At 58.4% G+C, this 17,037-nt stretch carries 13 protein-coding genes and 1 pseudogene; 7 read left to right on the top strand and 7 right to left on the bottom strand.

From position 1 onward, the window contains the following. Positions 1-33: 33 nt before the first annotated feature. The 6 genes and pseudogenes from J7412_RS02485 to J7412_RS02510 all read left to right on the top strand — a co-directional run bounded on the left by J7412_RS02485 (position 34) and on the right by J7412_RS02510 (position 5,833). Positions 34-1,155 carry a hypothetical protein gene (locus J7412_RS02485; protein ID WP_209076698.1) on the top strand — a complete coding sequence of 374 codons (1,122 nt, stop codon included), beginning with the start codon at positions 34-36 and terminating at the stop codon, positions 1,153-1,155. 69 nt (positions 1,156-1,224) lie between these two features. Continuing rightward, positions 1,225-3,162 (top strand): annotated as a pseudogene (locus tag J7412_RS02490) (ATP-binding protein). Next, positions 3,162-3,539, top strand: a complete 378-nt coding sequence (locus J7412_RS02495) for a hypothetical protein (RefSeq protein WP_209076699.1) — start codon at positions 3,162-3,164, stop codon at positions 3,537-3,539. The pseudogene J7412_RS02490 and the gene J7412_RS02495 overlap by 1 nt, the downstream one beginning before the upstream one ends. Positions 3,540-3,554: 15 nt before the next feature. Next, positions 3,555-4,904: a DUF6638 family protein gene (locus J7412_RS02500; protein ID WP_209076700.1), complete on the top strand. Its 1,350-nt coding sequence runs from the start codon at positions 3,555-3,557 to the stop codon at positions 4,902-4,904. 3 nt (positions 4,905-4,907) lie between these two features. Beyond that, the gene (locus tag J7412_RS02505) at positions 4,908-5,171 is read left to right on the top strand and encodes a hypothetical protein (RefSeq protein WP_209076703.1); all 264 of its coding nucleotides are present in this window, start codon (positions 4,908-4,910) and stop codon (positions 5,169-5,171) included. 11 nt (positions 5,172-5,182) lie between these two features. After that, entirely contained in the window at positions 5,183-5,833 is a 651-nt protein-coding gene (locus tag J7412_RS02510; RefSeq protein ID WP_209076707.1) for a DUF1523 family protein, read from the top strand. Here J7412_RS02510 and J7412_RS02515 read toward each other — a convergent pair. The 4 genes from J7412_RS02515 to J7412_RS02530 all read right to left on the bottom strand — a co-directional run bounded on the left by J7412_RS02515 (position 5,830) and on the right by J7412_RS02530 (position 11,559). After that, complete coding sequence (locus J7412_RS02515) at positions 5,830-6,705, bottom strand: DmsC/YnfH family molybdoenzyme membrane anchor subunit (protein WP_209076709.1); 876 nt, start codon at positions 6,703-6,705, stop codon at positions 5,830-5,832. The two genes, J7412_RS02510 and J7412_RS02515, sit on opposite strands and share 4 nt — an antisense overlap. Then, complete coding sequence (locus J7412_RS02520; protein ID WP_209076711.1) at positions 6,705-7,466, bottom strand: 4Fe-4S dicluster domain-containing protein; 762 nt, start codon at positions 7,464-7,466, stop codon at positions 6,705-6,707. The genes J7412_RS02515 and J7412_RS02520 overlap by 1 nt, the downstream gene beginning before the upstream one ends. Positions 7,467-7,545: 79 nt before the next feature. Then, the gene (locus J7412_RS02525; protein WP_209076713.1) at positions 7,546-10,344 is read right to left on the bottom strand and encodes a molybdopterin oxidoreductase family protein; all 2,799 of its coding nucleotides are present in this window, start codon (positions 10,342-10,344) and stop codon (positions 7,546-7,548) included. Positions 10,345-10,425: 81 nt separating this feature from the next. Beyond that, positions 10,426-11,559: a citrate/2-methylcitrate synthase gene (locus J7412_RS02530; protein ID WP_209076716.1), complete on the bottom strand. Its 1,134-nt coding sequence runs from the start codon at positions 11,557-11,559 to the stop codon at positions 10,426-10,428. A 36-nt stretch (positions 11,560-11,595) separates the two neighbouring features. Between J7412_RS02530 and J7412_RS02535 the strand changes: the two genes are divergently transcribed. After that, on the top strand, positions 11,596-12,447 hold the full coding sequence (locus tag J7412_RS02535; RefSeq protein ID WP_209076719.1) for a phosphate acyltransferase: 852 nt from the start codon (positions 11,596-11,598) through the stop codon (positions 12,445-12,447). 7 nt (positions 12,448-12,454) lie between these two features. Here the strand turns inward: J7412_RS02535 and J7412_RS02540 are convergent, their stop codons facing one another. From J7412_RS02540 to J7412_RS02550, 3 genes are all read right to left on the bottom strand, one after another. Next, positions 12,455-13,615 carry an acetate/propionate family kinase gene (locus J7412_RS02540; protein WP_209076722.1) on the bottom strand — a complete coding sequence of 387 codons (1,161 nt, stop codon included), beginning with the start codon at positions 13,613-13,615 and terminating at the stop codon, positions 12,455-12,457. Between the two features lie 4 nt (positions 13,616-13,619). Continuing rightward, the gene (xsc, locus tag J7412_RS02545) at positions 13,620-15,401 is read right to left on the bottom strand and encodes a sulfoacetaldehyde acetyltransferase (RefSeq protein ID WP_209076726.1); all 1,782 of its coding nucleotides are present in this window, start codon (positions 15,399-15,401) and stop codon (positions 13,620-13,622) included. A gap of 115 nt (positions 15,402-15,516) precedes the next feature. After that, a complete protein-coding gene (locus J7412_RS02550) occupies positions 15,517-16,977 on the bottom strand; it encodes a PLP-dependent aminotransferase family protein (protein WP_209076728.1) in 1,461 nt (486 codons plus the stop codon). Between the last annotated feature and the right edge of the window lie 60 nt (positions 16,978-17,037).

Below are 17,037 nucleotides of genomic sequence, written 5' to 3' on the forward strand. Positions count from 1 at the left end.
CCTGGAAATTTGATCGATATGGGCAGCGTAAGCGTGACTGACACAAGCAACGACCACACCGCTCTGATCGAAACACATGCCTCGCGGCGCTACTTTCAGAAGTTTGCGCGGATCACGGAGCATCTGACGCAGGTGGCCGCGACACGTGAGGCCGAGGGCGAGATGCGCGCCGATGAGGTGAAAATCCTCACGCGTTATCTGGCCTCTATTGGCTACACGTTCAAAGCGCTGAGCATGAAGTATCTGTTGGTGGGGCGGCAGACCGGGCAGTTTTTTGGCAGCCTCGCAATGGATGCTGTCGAAAGCGGCTTTCCGATGTTCAATGAGCTTTTGGTGATGGCCAACGATGCCCAGCAGGCAGAAAGCCATCTACGCAATATGCCGGATGCAGAAACGCTGAAGAACGATATGCTGCGCTCCATTATCGGTGATCAGGAGATCCCAACGAAGCTGCAATTCGCGCTGAGCCAGCGGCTCTACTATGAGGAGTTGCTCAAAGGAGAGTTGTTCTGGGCGCAGAACCACCCTGAGGTGCTGTGGCTTGGCAATCTTTCTGAGCGGCGGCGCAAGTTTTTGCTGCATTGGGCGGTTTATGACAGTCAGGTCAATCTGCCGACGGTCTACCTTATGGAGCTTGAGGACACAGGCAAGCGGGCCTTGCCCAAGGATGAGCGGCGCTGGCCAGAGGTGCAGGCGCATCTGATGGCGCAGGCGGTGGCCGGTTTGAAGCTTGTGACCATCGCCAAGGGCTTTGATGAGAGTTTTGACGACCTGCATCCCAAGCGCCTGCAACGCCTGCATGTGGGGCCGATGTATTCCAGCGCTTTCACGCGGCAAAGCGGGCCAATCCGCGATGTGCTGGAAGCGGCGCGGGCACCGGAAGGGGAAGACTGGGCCTTGGCCTGGACCACTGAGGAGTTGCTGAGCGAAGACGTAAAGTCAGAGCGCTCTGGCTGGTTTGGCACGGTGGAACGGCAGGTCTTTGCGCTCGACCCTTTCGCCGGGCGAGGGGCGGACACAGGTGCTACACGAATGGAGCGTTCGATTGTTTTGCCGCAGCGGCCTTTTCAAGCGTTGGAAGAGCTGAACCCGCCGGGTTTTGGCAGCGTGAACAAATATGTGGTGAGCCCGCAGGGGCGGGTGCTCAGGTATTGATTTGGCCTTGCAGGCCAAGCCTGCGGCGCGAGTGTTTTTGGCAGAATGAAGTTTGGGGTGTGACCTAGTATGAGCCTGACAAGTGATCAGATGGAGCTGCGCGAAGAGGATATTCGCAAGCATTATGACGCCGCAGCGCAGATGCTTGCAGGCTTTGACCACACGCCGCGCATCGCCAAAGGCAAAGATGTGGCCCCGGCGGCGGAACGTTCCAGTGGGATCGGCACACGGCGGCGGTTTCGCTCTACCACACCGGGTTTGGTGACACGTTCAACTGCGCGACCCGAGGGGGTGCATTTGGTTGAGCGCATCGAGGGCGCAGGCGTGGAAGACCCGCTTGTGTCGCCTGTGCAGGCCAATGTGTTGCACGGTCTGCGGAGGGCTTTAGCGATTGCCTTGGCGGTTGGCGAGAATTTTTCTGAGGCGGCAGGTCTGGCCGATCTGAAGCGGGACAATCTGGCGGGCAGTCTGAGCGCGGATAAGAAGACGGCGTTCTCTGAGCTCTTGGCAGCAGAGGCGCTGGCCGTGAGCTATGTGTTTGCCAATGCAACATCCTTCCTGCTCGCGCCGCATCTTGCAGAAACGCAGATTGAGGTGGGCGAGGTTGAAGAGATCCTGACCGACAACGCACAGCTGGCGCTGCATGGCGCGCTTTGGGAGCTGGATCAGGACATCGCCGCGCTTGTCAGTAGCGAGGATCGTCTGGTGGCCTGTGTCTGTGCTTTTGCGGAACAGTTGATGGAGAAGCTCGCCCTCCGCGCCCAGAATGCGCCGCGTTTGGACGCCTTTGTCGGGGCACGCTGGAAGGTGGAAGCCGATGATCTGACCATCGACGGTTTCACACCAGCACGCGCGACCAAAGGCACCACGCTCACCATGAGTTTCAAAAAGCCCAACGAAGTTGTGGGCAACCATATCGCCAAATATCAGGCGATGAAGCTCGCCAAGATGCTGATGGCCTATGATTTTGAGCGGCGCATGAATCCCTTTGCCGAAATGGGCGGGTTCATCTTTACCTTCATGGGCGATGGCGCGCCTGGGACGGGGAAAACCACGCTCATTCAGATGATGGCGGGGATGATCCACGATTATTGTCAGGTGGCGGGTTATGCCTTCCGCTACCAGAATTTTGGCATCGACAACATCGACAGCTATCAGGGCAAATCCGGCCAGAATGCCAAATCCTTTGTGTCCAATGTGCTGGACCCGCAGGTGATTGGCTTTGGCACGATTGATGACATTGACCAGATCGCGGGCAAACGCGGAGACCGGCAGAGCTCGGCCGGGTAACAGGAGGTCACAGCTGTCTTTATGGAGGCCTTTGCCGGTGCCAATACGGTGATGCGCGGCAACTGTACCTTCGGGATGTTTTCCAATTACCCCGAAAACGTGGATGACGCGCTGCGCCAGCGGGCTGGGGCGCGGTTTCTGGTGGATGGGCCGCAGACGCGGGAGGATTACATCGACATCCTCGCGCTGCTGATGGGCAAAAACCACGACATTGCGCTGGGCGATCACGATTTGTTTGAAGCGCAGGCCATTCAGAAAGCGGTGGCCGCCAGTTTTAAAGGCCACAATCGACCCCATGAGGAAGGGCTGCTCAAAGTGTTTGAGCGTGTTCAGGGGCAAGTCGGTGATCTGGATACGATTGCCAAGATGGGCACCTATCTGAAGGCCATTCAAGAGGCAGACCCACGCTTTACGGGCCGAGCCATTAAGAATATCACCGATGCGGTGAAAGTGCGGGCGATGGATTTTGAACTGCCCGCCGAATGGATGGAGCAGCCAGATCTTTTCCTGACCAAGGACTACGACACCAAAAAGGCGATGATCGCGGAGCTGCGTGTTCCGATCACCACCGAGATGGTGGTGCAGGAGATCAACCGTTATGCCGATAGCGAGTTCCGCTATGCCGATAAGTCCGACGAGGCCGCGATAGAGGCCATGGTGCGCGACATGGGCCGCACTGAGGCGGCGAAACAGCGCTATCTGAAAGGCAAAACCTGATGTTCGTGATTGATACCATTGGGTTTTGGAACACTTTGGTGCCATTGGCCGTGTTGGGGTTACTGGCCGTACTGTTGCCGCGGGTTCTGGTGGATCGCGAAACGCGCTCACATGGCAAGCTGCTGCATGGCATCGCGCTGACAGCGGCATTTCTGGTGGCAATCGGTTTCATGATCTCCATCGCCGTCACCCAGATGCGCGGGTTTGAGGCCGTGGGGCATTTTGAGATTGATCCGCTGGGCGCAGTCTGGGTGCATCTGCGGCTGTCGCTGATGACAGCAATCGTTTGGGGACCGGTTCTGGGGCTGGTGTGGTTTGGTTTAGCGCAAGGCGTTGAGGCGCGTCGCGGTCAGGATATTGCGAAGGGGGATTGGTGATGGTGGTGATGAAGTATGCATAGACTGATCCAACGCGGGCTGATGTTTGGCAATCTGATTGAGGTGGCCTCCCCGGTTTTGGTGGAGCGCTACAATCGTGCGCTGAAACATCTGACGGGCAAAACCACTAGCCTCATGGATTTCCACATCGACATTTCAGGATATAGCCCTGAGATCGGCGATGAACTTGACGATCATCTCTACCTCAACCACGGCGGCTGCAATCGGCAGTTCATCCTGCTGACCACAGATCAGAAAACCGCACCGCTCCTGAATGCGAAGTTCTCGACCAGCCGCGATATTCTGCGTCACTTTATTGAGGAAAACGAACCACAGCTCTTTGCGCTGACGGCGCGGGATGCGGTGGCGGGCGAACTGGTGAACTCGGTGTTTTCTGTGAGCGAGCCAAGCCGTCTTTTGGACATTCGTCAGGTCACGATTGAGGCGGACACCACCGCGGGCACGCTGCGAGATGCTGCGCAGCTTGGCGCGTTGGCGGATCGGTTCAAACAGGAGGAAGACGGCTGGTTTGATGATGTGCTGATCGCGGATATGATCACGCTGGCCAAACGCACAGGGGACGTGACGCGCAATCCGGTGACGCTCAATCACATGGCGTTTGATCAGCAGGACTATTGGACGGCGCATTTTGGTGGGGTGTATTTATTCCGGGGCGTGGAGCATCCGGCTGTGATCGCCGCGCAGGACAAGTCCTCATTGGGGAAACTGTCTGTCAAATACTGCTTTGATTTCTCCGACCGCAATCAGATTGCCAAATTTCTGGATATGAACGGCTTGGCGGAGCCGATTGTGAAAGCGCGTGGTGTGGATGGCGTTGCAATCTTGCGCCAGAAAATGGATTTTATCGTCGTGGATGCGGCGCAGGATGCGGGCGTTGATCTGACAGGGGCAACCCGCAGTGACATTCGCCGCTTGGCGCGTACACATGCCGAGGCTTTGCCGCCGGAGTATCACGCGCTTCGCGAGATCGTGGCCTGGGCGGAACACAATGGGCCCTGGCCTAAAATCACCAGCGATCACCCAGCCTATTTCTACACCCTGCGTGCCACAGATACGGATCAATCGGATCTTGTGAACATGTTGCTGTCTGAGCTGGCGCCAAAGGACATTCGCCAGCTCTTCATCTGTCACAAAGAAGTATTTTATCGTCTCTATCAGGGTTGGTCAGACACCAAGAAGAGCTTTGTCGCGGATTTTCTGGAACGTGAGTATCAGGTGGACAAGGCGGGGGCGCGTGAGGCGCTCTTTGGGCACGAGCTCCCCTTGGAGATGCCACGCGTGCGGCGGCGCGCAAGCGAGGAGATGATCGCGCGGGTTGGCCCCTGGGGTGCGGTGAGGAGGTAGACAATGGCATTGCTGCGTTTAACGGTTATCGGCTTCATCGTGCTGACGATTATCTATGTCTGCCTGTCGCTCTACAGCCGGGCGGTGCGGCGCTCTAAGCTGCGTGCAGAATGGGACGAAGAGGGGATGACAGGTGACAAAGACGCATTTATCGAGCAGGGGCTGCAAGAGTATGATGGCTCTTTGCGTCGAAAACTGATTTTGGGTGTCTATATTGTACCAGTGACCTGTGTTGCGATCCTTATCTATGTCATCAACTTCATGTAGAGGCGGCTTAAATGGTTTATCTAAAATGGATTTTTCGGATCCTGTTCTGGGGTGGCTTGGCGGCCTGGCTGCATTACACGCTGCCGCAGCATGACGTTGTGCGCCTTGTTGGCACCTATGAAGAACGGCAGGAGTTGGGCGACTGGACACGGATTTTCTGGTCCAAGCCTGACACGCAATCAGAAGGCCTGATCAACCGCGATGTGCAGTTCTTGCAGGGCTTTGATGGCAAGGACAAAGCGCGTGTGTACCGCAATGAGGATACCGGCTGGAGCTGGCCACCATATTTCAAATTTGACACGGCGAACCTTTACACTGAGGCCAATGATGCGGTTTCGACCAAGGATGCCCCGGAGTGGGTGGTGATCACCCATTATGGCTGGCGCAATGAGTTTTTCTCAGCCTTTCCAAACGCGGTGTCTATCAAGCCAGCAACCGGGCCTGACATGCGTATTATTCCTTGGTTTAACATCATATTCTTGACGCTTCTGGCAGCGCTTTTCTGGGCGATCTATGTGCGCTGGCGGCGTTTCCGCGAGGCGCGGATTGATCCGGTGATCGATGATGTGGCGGACAGCTGGGATGCAGCTGGAGACAATATCACTGAAAAACGTGGCCGGTTCCGCGCCTGGCTCGATACCTGGCGCGGGAAGGCGAGTTAGCGCATGCCGTAGTAGAGGCCGACGACGTGCTCGGCCTCTGCAAAAAAGAGCCAGCGAGATGTGGCGACGCCTGCGATGTGGCTGAGCACGGCGATGGCGGCCAGGATGTGGCTGAACGGCAAGAGCGCCAATATCACTAGGGGCAACGCAAAGGTCAGGACAAAGGCGATCACACGCAGCTTCTGGGCATGTTTGCGACCGATGATGTAGATGAATTCCTTGACCAAATAGTTCGGCGCGGTGTGCGGATGCGCCATGGAGCGCACCGTGCCGCGTTCGCCCAAGCCGGTGGCAGTTCCCATGTCTGTGCCACTGTCTTTGAGGGCATTGTCACCGCGCAGCCACCACAGGATTTGGATCGCCGCGGCTGCTGCGAGTAAGGCAATGGCGATCGCCGTGCGGCCTGACAACAATGCCCCGCCAGCCAGCGAAAAGCTGAGGTAAAGCGCGGGTGTCAAAGGGGTCTTCCAACGGGGCACTGTGTCGAGCTGCGCGTAGATCATTGATGTGGTGAAGACTGTTAGCAGCGAGAGCAGCGCTCCGAGCCAGCCCAGAATGGCGATATGGGTGGCGAAGAAGATCAGGCAGAGCGAATATAGGCCCATCACACAGAGCGCGGCGACTGCGCAGACACCTTCGCGGCTGAGCCAGCTGGTCCGCCATTGGCTGAGCGCACGCCAGGCGCGTTCCGGATGGCCAAGGTGGAAAGTGGAAGACAAAAGGCCACCCACAGCAAGAGCAAAGCCTATGAAAAAGAAGGCAAAAGCCACGCCTCCGGTAGTGGGCGTGAGGTCAATGCCAAGCCAGAATAGCAAGCCGAAGCCGAGACCGGAGAGAGTGGAGAAGATGATGACGGATGGGGCGGGATGCATCAGGCAGTGCCTCCGGGTAGTTTATCAAGCGCTTTGTCGAGCCAGCCGAGGAAGCCGGTTGGCTCCTCTGCAACGGGCTCCAAGAGTGGGGCCAGAAGGCTTTGATCGTCCCAAGAATCCTTGAGGCGTGGAGGCAGATATTTGTTGACGGGCTTGGTACCCATTTCAGGCATGAGGTCAAATCCGCCTCTGCTTTCAACAAGTTGGCTGACATCTGAGTTCGGATCAGAGAGGTCGCCAAAGTGGCGGGCGCCGGCGGGGCAGGTGCGCACGCAGGAGGGGATTTGATCCTCTGCCGGCAGGTTTTCGTTGTAGATACGGTCCACGCAAAGGGTGCATTTCTTCATCACCCCTTCTTCTTGGTCCAATTCACGCGCGCCGTAGGGGCAGGCCCAGGCGCAGAGGCCGCAGCCGATACAGTGATCCTCATTGACCAGAACAATGCCATCCTCAACCCGCTTGTAACTCGCACCCGTAGGACAGACGGTCACACAGGGAGCATTTTCGCAATGCAAACAAGACTTTGGGAAGTGTACGGTTTGTGCGCTGCCTTGCTCTGGCTGAACCTCATAGCTGTGCACGCGGTTTAGGAAAGTGCCCATGGGCTCGGTACCATAGGGACGCTGATCGCTGAGGGGCGCTCCGTAATTTTCGGTGTTCCAGCCCTTGCAGGAGATCACGCAGGCATGGCAGCCGACGCAGGTGTCCAGATCGATCACGAGGCCGAGTTTGCGGTCGGTTTGGGTGGGGAGATCAGTCATGTTTTGACCTCTGTATTGCGTCGGTATTGCGGCTGAATCGCGTAGGTGCGGTTTCTCGGTATTTGAAAGGCGGTCATATTCATTTGCCGACCTTCCATGCGAGAGTTTTAGGGCCTTGAGGCACCGGAGATTTGATGGGCGCGAAGGTGGGTTGGGCAGTCACGGGAACCGATGCCTTTTCGATCTTCACACGCAGGTCAAACCATGCGGCCTGTCCGGTGATCGGGTCGGAATTGGCCCACCGAAGGCCGTCTCCTTTGGGTGGTAGTAGCTCGTGGATCAGATGGTTGAGCAGGAAGCCTTTGTTGCTTTCGGGTGCATCGTCAGAGAGCGCCCAAGTGCCCTTACGTTTGCCAATGGCGTTCCATGTCCAGACGGTGTTTTCGTTGAGCGCGGCCTGATGGGCGACAGGTACGGTGATTTCGCCATGAGCAGACGTCACGCGCGCCCAGTCGCCCTCTGCAAAGCCATATTTCTCCCAAAGCTTGGTTGGCAGGTAGAGCGGGTTCTCCCCGTGCAACTGGCGAAGCCAAGCGTTTTGCGTGCCCCAGCTGTGATACATCGCCATGGGGCGTTGGGTGAGGGCGTGGACGTCAAACTCTTCCGGATCGACGCGCGCGTCTTCGAGCGGCGCGTACCAGATCGGAAGCGGGTCCATGACTTGTTTGAGGCGGTCACGCAGGTGATCGGGAGGCTGGGTGTCGCCATGGCCTTCGGCAGCGCGCTGGAATTTGCGCATCGGTTCCACATATAGTTGGAACAGGAAGGGTTGGGGCGCGTCATAGAGGCCGATCTGCACTGCCCAATCTTGGTAGTGCTGGTTCCACGGCTTCATGTAGAGCGCATTGTCAGGCACATGCTCGATGGCAAAGCCGCCATTGTCGATGTAGCGCTGAAGTTGGTCTGGGTTCACTTCGCCGCGGCCAAATTGATCGCGGTCTTCGCCACGGAAGCCTGCAAGCGGGCCAACGCCTGGGCGGCGTTCGTGGTTCACGATGTAGTCGGCGTAGTCTTTCCACTTCGGTGTGCCGTCTTCGTTGAGGAAATGCGGCAGACCGATGCGCGCGCCAAGCTCTATCAGCACAGATTGGAAGCCACGCACATCGCGATCTGGCTCCACCACAGGCCAGCGGATGGCATCGGCGGCGCCGTCGGCCTCACAAATCGGGCGGTCGAGCAGCGAGATACAGTCGTGGCGCTCCAGATAGGTGGTGTCTGGTAGGATCAGATCGGAGTAGGCGACCATCTCTGAGCTGTAGGCATCGGAGTATATGATGCGCGGGATGCGGTAGCCGCCGTCGTCGTTGCGGTCCGTCAGCATCTTGATCACGCCAGAGGTGTTCATCGAGGAGTTCCACGACATGTTCGCCATGTACATGAACAGCGTGTCGATCGGGTAAGGATCTTGAGCGTGGGCGTTTGAGATCACCATATGCATGAGCCCATGCACCGACATGGGATTTTCCCAAGTAAAGGCTTTGTCGATCCGGCAGGCGGTGCCGTCCTCGTTGATCTGCAGATCTTCCGGGCCACGCGGGAAGCCGAGGTGCGGGCCTGCCAGCGGTTTGCCGGGGCGGCCATAGCCATGCGGCGTTGGGTGGGCCGAGACCGGCTTAGGGTAAGGCGGTTTGAAACGGAAGCCGCCGGGGACTTCGACTGTGCCCAGAAGGATTTGCAACACATGCAGAGCGCGGCAGGTCTGGAAGCCGTTGGAATGGGCGGAAATCCCGCGCATGGCGTGAAAGCTGACCGGGCGGCCCGTCATGGTTTTGTGGGTTTCACCCCGGAAGTCTGTCCACTCTTGATCCAGTTCAAAGGCTTCATCAAAGGCAACACGCGCCAGTTCGGCGGCGATGGTTTCGATTTTGGCAGCAGGAATGCCGGTTTTTTCAGCCACCGCTTCGGGGGCGTATTGTGGATCAAGGTACTTCTCCGCCATGAGGTGCATGACGGTTCTATTGCCCTCATATGTGGCGGAGAGGTCCGGGCGCACGCCTTTCTGATCAAAGGGGGTTAGTTTGCCTGTGGCGCGATCCACCACCAGCTCTTTGCCCTCATCGTTGCGCATCAGGAGGCCGGTTTCGGCGTCCACCAGCACAGCGGCATTGGTGTATTGGGCCAGATAGTGCAGATCGATTTTGCCCGCTTTCATCAGCTCGTGAATGAGCGCAAGGATGAAAAGCCCGTCGGTGCCCGGCGTGATGCCGACCCATTCATCGGCCACGGCGTTGTAGCCGGAGCGCACGGGGTTCACACCGATGACCTTTGCACCTCGCGCTTTGATCTTGCCGATGCCAGCTTTGATCGGGTTGCTGTCATGATCTTCGGCCACGCCGAAGATCATGAAGAGCTTGGTATGGTCCCAATCTGGCTGGCCAAATTCCCAGAAGGCCCCGCCCATGGTGTAGATGCCTGCCGCCGCCATGTTGACCGAACAGAAACCGCCGTGGGCCGCGTAGTTGGGGGTGCCGAAATGCTGCGCCCAGAAGCTTGTGAAGCTTTGAGATTGGTCGCGGCCTGTGAAGAAGGCCAGCTTGTGTGGGGCGGTTTCATGCAGTTCAGTAAGCCAGCCCACCGCCGTTGAGAGCGCCTCTTCCCAGCTGATTTCCTCAAACTCGCCAGAGCCGCGTGGGCCAACCCGCTTGAGAGGCTTTTTCAGGCGAGAGGGCGCGTTGACCTGCATGATCCCGGCAGAGCCTTTGGCGCAGAGCACGCCTTTGTTGACGGGGTGGTCGCGGTTGCCCTCAATATAGGCAACTTTGCCGTCTTTCATGTGCACGTTGATGCCGCAGCGGCAGGCGCACATGTAGCAGGTTGTCTGGCGCACCTCGTCAGAGACTTTTGGCGAGGTGTCAAGCTGGGGCTGCTGAAAGGTCATGTGGGGTCTTTCGGTCAGAGTATTCCGGGCAGTCTATCCTTGGCGGGAAAAATTTCCTGCGCAAGAGTGTTTGTGCGAAATCTATCGTGCGCTCATCGGCGTGTAGGGCCGCATCTCTGGGCCGTTGTAAAGCGTGAGCGGGCGGATCAGGATGTTGCTCTCTTGCTGGTCCATGCATTGGATGATCCAGCCAGGCATGCGGCCGATGGCGAAGATCGGCACGTAGAGATCCATGGGGATGCCGTGCAGCTGGTAGATCACGCCGGAGTAGAAATCGACATTAACGTTCAGGCCGTGACGGGCGTAGGGCTTCATCGCCTCCACTACGCCTTGCAGTATTTCGTACCATTCTGGCGCGCCCATCTCTTCGCCGAGCTTTTTCACGCCATCGCGCATGTGGCGGGCGCGGGGGTCCTCGGCGCGGTAGACGCGGTGGCCAAAGCCGGTGACCGCCTCGCGGTTTTTGCGTTTTGATTTGACGTAGGCGGCGGCGTTATCGGGCGTGCCGATTTCCTGCACCATTTTCATCACGTCTTCCGCCGCGCCGCCGTGGGCGGGGCCAGCAAGAGTGGACAGCGCGGTGACAATGCCGCCGTGCAGATTGGTGTCGGTACCGATGGTGACACGGGCAGCAAAAGAAGAGGCGTTGGCGCCATGTTCTGCGTGCAGGATGAAATCGACGTCAGCCAGTTTGGCGGCGTCCTCGGAGGGTTTCTCGCCTTTCAGCATCCAGAGCCAGTTGGCGGCATGGGACAGGGTTTTGTCCGCTGGCACGGGATCGCGGCCGTTGCGGATGTTTTCATGCGCTGCGATGATCATCGGTACCTGAGAGGTGAGGCGCAGACCATTGGCGAGGAAAGCCTCGGGGCCGACGTTTTGGCTGTCGCCTTCCAGAGCAGCGAGGGCAGACACGGCGGTGCGCAGCACGTCCATCGGGTGGCCGTCTTTGGTGGCGCAGATGATGTCGTAGACCTGATCGGGCAACTCGCGAGCAGCTTTCAGGGTTGCGTCAAAATCGGCAAGCTCAGCCTCCGTCGGCAGCTCGCCGTGGATCAGCAAATAGCAGACTTCTTCGAAGGTGGATTGCGTGGCAAGATCGTGGATTGAATAGCCGCGATAGGAGAGTTCGCCTTTGGCGCCATCGATGTGGCTGACGCCGGAGCGTTCGAAGTAAATGCCTTTTAGGCCGCGGTTGATCTTGACGTTCTCTGTCACGAGTGGCTCCTTAGTCGCGAAAATTGGGGAGGTATGATGTCAGCACTTGAGACCGCCATCAGCCGCGCGCAAGTGCGCGGTGCACGGGTTGTGATGCCCGAAATGGAAGACGATCGGATTGCGCAAGCGGCAGAGCGGCTGCGGGCTGACGGGATTTGCGAGCCTGTGGCGCTGGGTGAAGATACGGAGGCGTATGTTGCTGCGCTTGTAGAGGCTCGGGGTTTAAAAGAGGCAGTGGCCCGGCGCATGCTCAGCCGCCCGCTGTACCGCGCCGCTGCGATGGTGGCGGTGGGCGAAGCAGATGCGATGGTTGCCGGTGCAGTGGCCTCCACCAAGAAGGTCATTGAGGCCGCCAGCATCGGGATCGGCTTGGCCGAAGGTGTATCGGTGGCGAGCTCGTTCTTCTTGATGCGCTTCCCGGAGGGGCGTGAGGTGATCTTTGCCGATTGCGGTTTGAACGTGGATCCGGATGCAGAGGCTTTGGCGGCAATTGCGCGCGCTTCAGAGCGCAGCGGGGCCGCGCTTTTGGGGGATGCACGTGTTGCGCTCTTGTCGTTTTCCACCGGCGCGTCTGGCGCAGGGCCAAGTGTCGATAAGGTGCGCGCAGCCGCGGAGGCAACCGGTTTTGTTGGACCGGTACAGGGCGATGCGGCGCTCAATCCAAGAGTGGCGGAGATGAAAGGTTTGGGGGCTGGGGATGCCAATGTGCTGGTCTTCCCGTCGCTGGACGCGGGCAATATTGCATACAAGCTGGCGCAGGAATTGGCCGGTGCGCAGGCACTAGGCCCCATTCTCCAAGGCTTTCGTAAGCCGGTCTGCGACCTAAGTCGTGGAGCAACGGTACAAGACATCGTGGATTCGACGGCGGTGTCGCTCGCGCTTGGCTGAGCAGAGATCATGCGGCCTCCATCAGGGAGGTCGCATCCATTGCTATCATGCGCTCTTCTTGCGCAGGGATCACCCAGATTGCGATTTTGGAGGTTTCCGCGTGTAGGCGAGGCTTGCGCGCGTGATTGGCATCTGGGTTCATGCGTGCGCCAATCCATTCGAGGGAGCGAAGGATACGGGCGCGAACGCCCACGGCATTTTCTCCGATACCGCCTGTGAAAGCGATTGCGTCGAGCCCTTCCATGGCTGCGATCAAAGAACCTGCATGGCGCACCGACCAATAGCAAAAATGCTCGATGGCAAAGGCGCTGTCGGCCGATGGGTCCACCATCAGGTTGCGCATGTCTGATTTGCCCCCCGAAAGTCCCAAAAGGCCGCTCTCATGATTGAGTATTGCTTTAGTGCGCTCCAGTCCGTTTTCTTCGACCAAACGCAAAACGGCGTTGGCGTCGATCCCGCCAGAGCGTGTGCCCATGGTGAGGCCGTCAAGCGGTGAGTAACCCATGGTTGTGGCAATGGATTGACCGTTTTTGATGGCACACAGAGAAGCCCCATTGCCGAGGTGGAAAGCGAGCAGGCGAGAGGGCAATTTTTCGCCGGAAATCTGAGGCAGGTTTTGCACTAGGGAGGCGTAGCTGAGGCCGTGGAAACCATAGCGGCGGATGCCTTTGGTCTCCATCATGCGTGGAATGGCATAGCGGGTTGCGGCGTCAGGATTGGTTGCATGAAAAGAGGTGTCAAAGCTCGCGTATTGCGGCAGCTCTGGCGCGATTTCGGCCAGCGTGTCCACGGCGGCGAGGTTGTGCGGGTTGTGCAGCGGAGCAAGCGGCGTACAGGAGGCGATCTCTGCGCGTACTTCGGCATTTATCTTGACCGGCGCAGTCAGTTTGCGCCCACCATGCACGACGCGGTGGGCAGCCGCGCGCAGGTCGGTGACGGCCACGCCTTGTGCTTTCAGAGCTTCCAATACCGCCTGCAATGCGGCGCGGTGATCAATGAAAGGCAAATCGCGGGATTTCCCGGCAATGGTCAAAGAAGAGGCGCCGCCGATACCCTCGGCGATGCCTGTGATGCGCTCATTCAACTCACCATCAAAGACGGCAAATTTGATAGAGGATGACCCGGCGTTGAGCACCAGAACGGGGCTTGTGATGCCGGGTCGTGCCATATGCTCAGCTCGCTTTCTGCGGAACCATGTCCGCTGGATCGATGCCCGCCACGGAAACTGGTTTTTTCATTGCGTCGCGCCGGAAGGGCTCGCCCAGTTCCTGGTTGATCATGGCTTCAATCAGCGTGGTTTTGCCATGGTTCATCTGATCGTCGATGGCTTTGTTCAGCGCGGCGGTCAGCTCGTCCATGGTGCGGGCCACAACACCTTGCAGGCCGCAAGCTTGGGCGATGCCTGCGTAGGACACCTGTGTGTCGAGCTCCGTGCCAACAAAGTTGTCGTCAAACCAAAGCGTGGAGTTCCGCTTTTCTGCGCCCCACTGGTAGTTGCGGAAAACGATCTGGGTGACCGGAGGCCATTCGCCACGGCCGATGGCTGTGAGTTCGTTCACGGCGATGCCGAAAGCACCGTCACCAGCAAAGCCCACAACAGGTACATCTGGCTGACCGATTTTTGCGCCAACGATGGCGGGCAGGCCGTAACCGCAGGGGCCAAAGAGGCCCGGCGCGAGGTATTTGCGGCCCTGATCAAAGTCCGGGTAGGCGTTGCCGATGGCGCAGTTGTTGCCGATGTCGGAGCTGATGATCGCTTCGCGAGGCAGCGCGGATTGAATCGCGCGCCATGCCATGCGAGGGCTCATCCAGTCTGGTTTGTCTGCACGGGCGCGCTCGTTCCATGTGGTGCCCGGATCGTCGTCTTCATGATCCATGGAGGAGAGCTGTTGCGCCCATGCGGATTTGGTCTTGGCGATGTGGCTCTTGCGTGCGTCGCGGCCGTCGTCACCTGCCGTGTCTGCCAATTGCTCCAGAATGCCGGTGGCGACTTTGGCTGCATCCCCAACGATGCCCACGGAGACCTTCTTGGTGAGGCCGATGCGGTTGGGGTTTATGTCCACCTGAATGATTTTGGCGCCGGCGGGCCAGTATTCCATGCCGTAGCCGGGCAGGGTGGAGAAGGGGTTTAGACGTGTGCCGAGCGCCAGAACAACGTCGGCGTCTTTGATCAACTCCATGGCCGCTTTGGAGCCGTTGTAGCCCAGTGGGCCTGCAAAAAGCGGGTGAGAGCCGGGGAAGGCATCGTTGTGCTGGTAGCCAACGCAAACTGGGGCGTCGAGTTTTTCGGCCAGCTTCATGGAGGCCGGGATACCGCCTTCAGACAGCACCACGCCCGCGCCGTTAAGGATCACAGGGTTCTTTGCAGAGGAAAGCAAGGATGCGGCGTCTGCCACAGAGGACGTTCCGCCAGAAGAAGCTTCGAATTCGATCGGATCAGGGATGTCGATGTCGATCACCTGAGTCCAGAAATCGCGTGGGATGTTGAGCTGCGCGGGGCCACAGAGGCGCTTGGCTTGGCTGATCACACGGGTAAGCACTTCGGCTACACGGGAGGGATCACGCACTTCTTCCTGATAGGCAACCATGTCTTTGAAGAGAGCCATCTGCTCCACTTCCTGGAAGCCACCCTGACCGATGGTCTTGTTTGCGGCTTGCGGGGTCACCAACAGTAGTGGGGTGTGGTTCCAGTAGGCGGTCTTCACGGCGGTCACAAAGTTGGTGATGCCTGGGCCGTTCTGCGCGATCATCATGGACATTTTACCGGTGGCGCGGGTGTAGCCATCGCTCATCATGCCTGCGGAGCCTTCATGCGCGCAGTCCCAGAACATGATCCCTGCCTTAGGGAACAGATCGGAGATCGGCATCATGGCGGAGCCGATGATCCCGAAGGCGTGTTCGATGCCGTGTTTTTGAAGCACTTTTACAAAGGCTTCTTCGGTTGTCATTTTCATGAAGCAAACTCCTATTGCGCCCGGAACGGAGGTTTTGGGCGATCGTTTTGGAAAGAAACTACGGTTTGGGGCGTGTCGGCGTTAGGGCCAGACATGTGCGCCGGATAGCGCCAGATTAGAGGGCGTTCAGAGCCTTGGCAATGCGGGCCACGCCTTCAGGGATGCGCTCGGACGGAATGGAAGAGTATCCTAGGCGATAAAAATTCCGCGGGATGTCCGCGCCTGAGAAAAAGGAGGCGCCGGGTTCGATCAAAACGCCGTCATTTTGCATCTTTTGGGAGAAAATTTCTGTATCGATATGGCTTTTAGCCTGCATCCAGAAACTAGAGCCTCCGAAGGCGCCTTGACCCGCGACATCCAAGCCAGATTGCGTGATCGCCTCCTGCATCACTGCGCGACGGGCCTTTAGAGCTTCGCGAATGCGGCGGATCAAAGCATCGTAATGCCCAAGAGAAAGAAAGTAAGCGGCCGTTCGCTGAATGTGGCCTGGGGGGTGGCGTAGCACAGAGGCGCGCAGGGCGCGAGCCTCTCGAATGAAGGCTTCGCTGCCCACAAGATAGCCAAGACGCAAGCCGGGGAAGAGTGATTTAGAGAAGCTGCCGACATAGATCACCCGTCCTTCTGTATCCAGCGATTTCAGGGCGGGAGAGGGGGCGTCCAAGAAGGACATTTCGAACTCATAGTCGTCCTCCACCACCAGCGCGTCGATTTCGCGAGCGCGCTCCAAGAGCGCGTGGCGGCGGGCCATCGGCATAGTGGCGGTGGTCGGGCATTGGTGGCTGGGTGTGGTGAAAATCACATCCGCCTCAGCCTGGATCAGGCTTGGATCCAGCCCGTCTTTGTCGACATTGATCGGGGCCACGTGGCAGCGGGACTGATTGAGAATATCGCGCAGAGCGTGGTAGCAGGGGTTTTCAATCGCGGCCATGCGGCGCTGAGTCAGCAGGATTTGCGCGGCGATCCAAAGGGCGTTTTGAGCGCCAAGAGTGATGAGAATTTCTTCGGGGCGCGCGATAATACCACGACGGGGGAGTGTATTGCGGGCGATGAATTCGACCAGTTCGGGATCGTCTTGATCGTAGTAGTCTGACGTGAGCGCGGTGAAGTCTTTTTGGCCCAAAGCCTGGAGTGCGCAAAGGCGCCAGTTGGCATGGTCAAAGAGACTTGGATCGGTTTGACCATAAACAAACGGGTAGCGGTAATTGGCCCAATCTTTCGGTTTATCCGGGGTGTCGCCGCCAGTGTAGCGGCGCCCCAGAGCGCGGGTCCAGTCAATGCGGTCCTCGCTTCGCTTTGGGGGCGAGAAACTTGGCGGAACAGGCGCATTTTCAGAGACATAGTATCCCGAGCGCCCACGCGAGGTCAGGTAGTCGTTGGCAAGAAGTTCGGTGTAGGCGAGCGTTACCGTGATACGGCTCACACCCAGATGGCTCGCGAGTTTGCGGGAAGAGGGAAGCTTTTCTCCACGACGGAAGCGGCCCGATAGGATGCCTTCGGCGATCAGCTGCTGGATCTGTGCCTGAAGCGTGCCCTGAAAGCCGGGTGAGAGAAAAAAGGTTTCAACCGAGATAGCCATGCAGGGACGCTATACTGGACCTATCTAGGTTGCAAACTGGACTTTTTCCATTTCTGCTGG

The sequence above is a fragment of the Shimia sp. R9_3 genome, from assembly GCF_017743755.1.
Classification (GTDB): domain Bacteria; phylum Pseudomonadota; class Alphaproteobacteria; order Rhodobacterales; family Rhodobacteraceae; genus Shimia.

Coding starts and splice junctions, on each gene's coding strand:
- J7412_RS02495 (WP_209076699.1), top strand. CDS start 3,162: ATGTTCGTGATTGATACCATTGGGTTTTGGAACACTTTGGTGCCATTG.
- J7412_RS02500 (WP_209076700.1), top strand. CDS start 3,555: ATGCATAGACTGATCCAACGCGGGCTGATGTTTGGCAATCTGATTGAG.
- J7412_RS02505 (WP_209076703.1), top strand. CDS start 4,908: ATGGCATTGCTGCGTTTAACGGTTATCGGCTTCATCGTGCTGACGATT.
- J7412_RS02510 (WP_209076707.1), top strand. CDS start 5,183: ATGGTTTATCTAAAATGGATTTTTCGGATCCTGTTCTGGGGTGGCTTG.
- J7412_RS02515 (WP_209076709.1), bottom strand. CDS start 6,705: ATGCATCCCGCCCCATCCGTCATCATCTTCTCCACTCTCTCCGGTCTC.
- J7412_RS02520 (WP_209076711.1), bottom strand. CDS start 7,466: ATGACTGATCTCCCCACCCAAACCGACCGCAAACTCGGCCTCGTGATC.
- J7412_RS02525 (WP_209076713.1), bottom strand. CDS start 10,344: ATGACCTTTCAGCAGCCCCAGCTTGACACCTCGCCAAAAGTCTCTGAC.
- J7412_RS02535 (WP_209076719.1), top strand. CDS start 11,596: ATGTCAGCACTTGAGACCGCCATCAGCCGCGCGCAAGTGCGCGGTGCA.
- J7412_RS02540 (WP_209076722.1), bottom strand. CDS start 13,615: ATGGCACGACCCGGCATCACAAGCCCCGTTCTGGTGCTCAACGCCGGG.
- xsc (WP_209076726.1), bottom strand. CDS start 15,401: ATGAAAATGACAACCGAAGAAGCCTTTGTAAAAGTGCTTCAAAAACAC.
- J7412_RS02550 (WP_209076728.1), bottom strand. CDS start 16,977: ATGGCTATCTCGGTTGAAACCTTTTTTCTCTCACCCGGCTTTCAGGGC.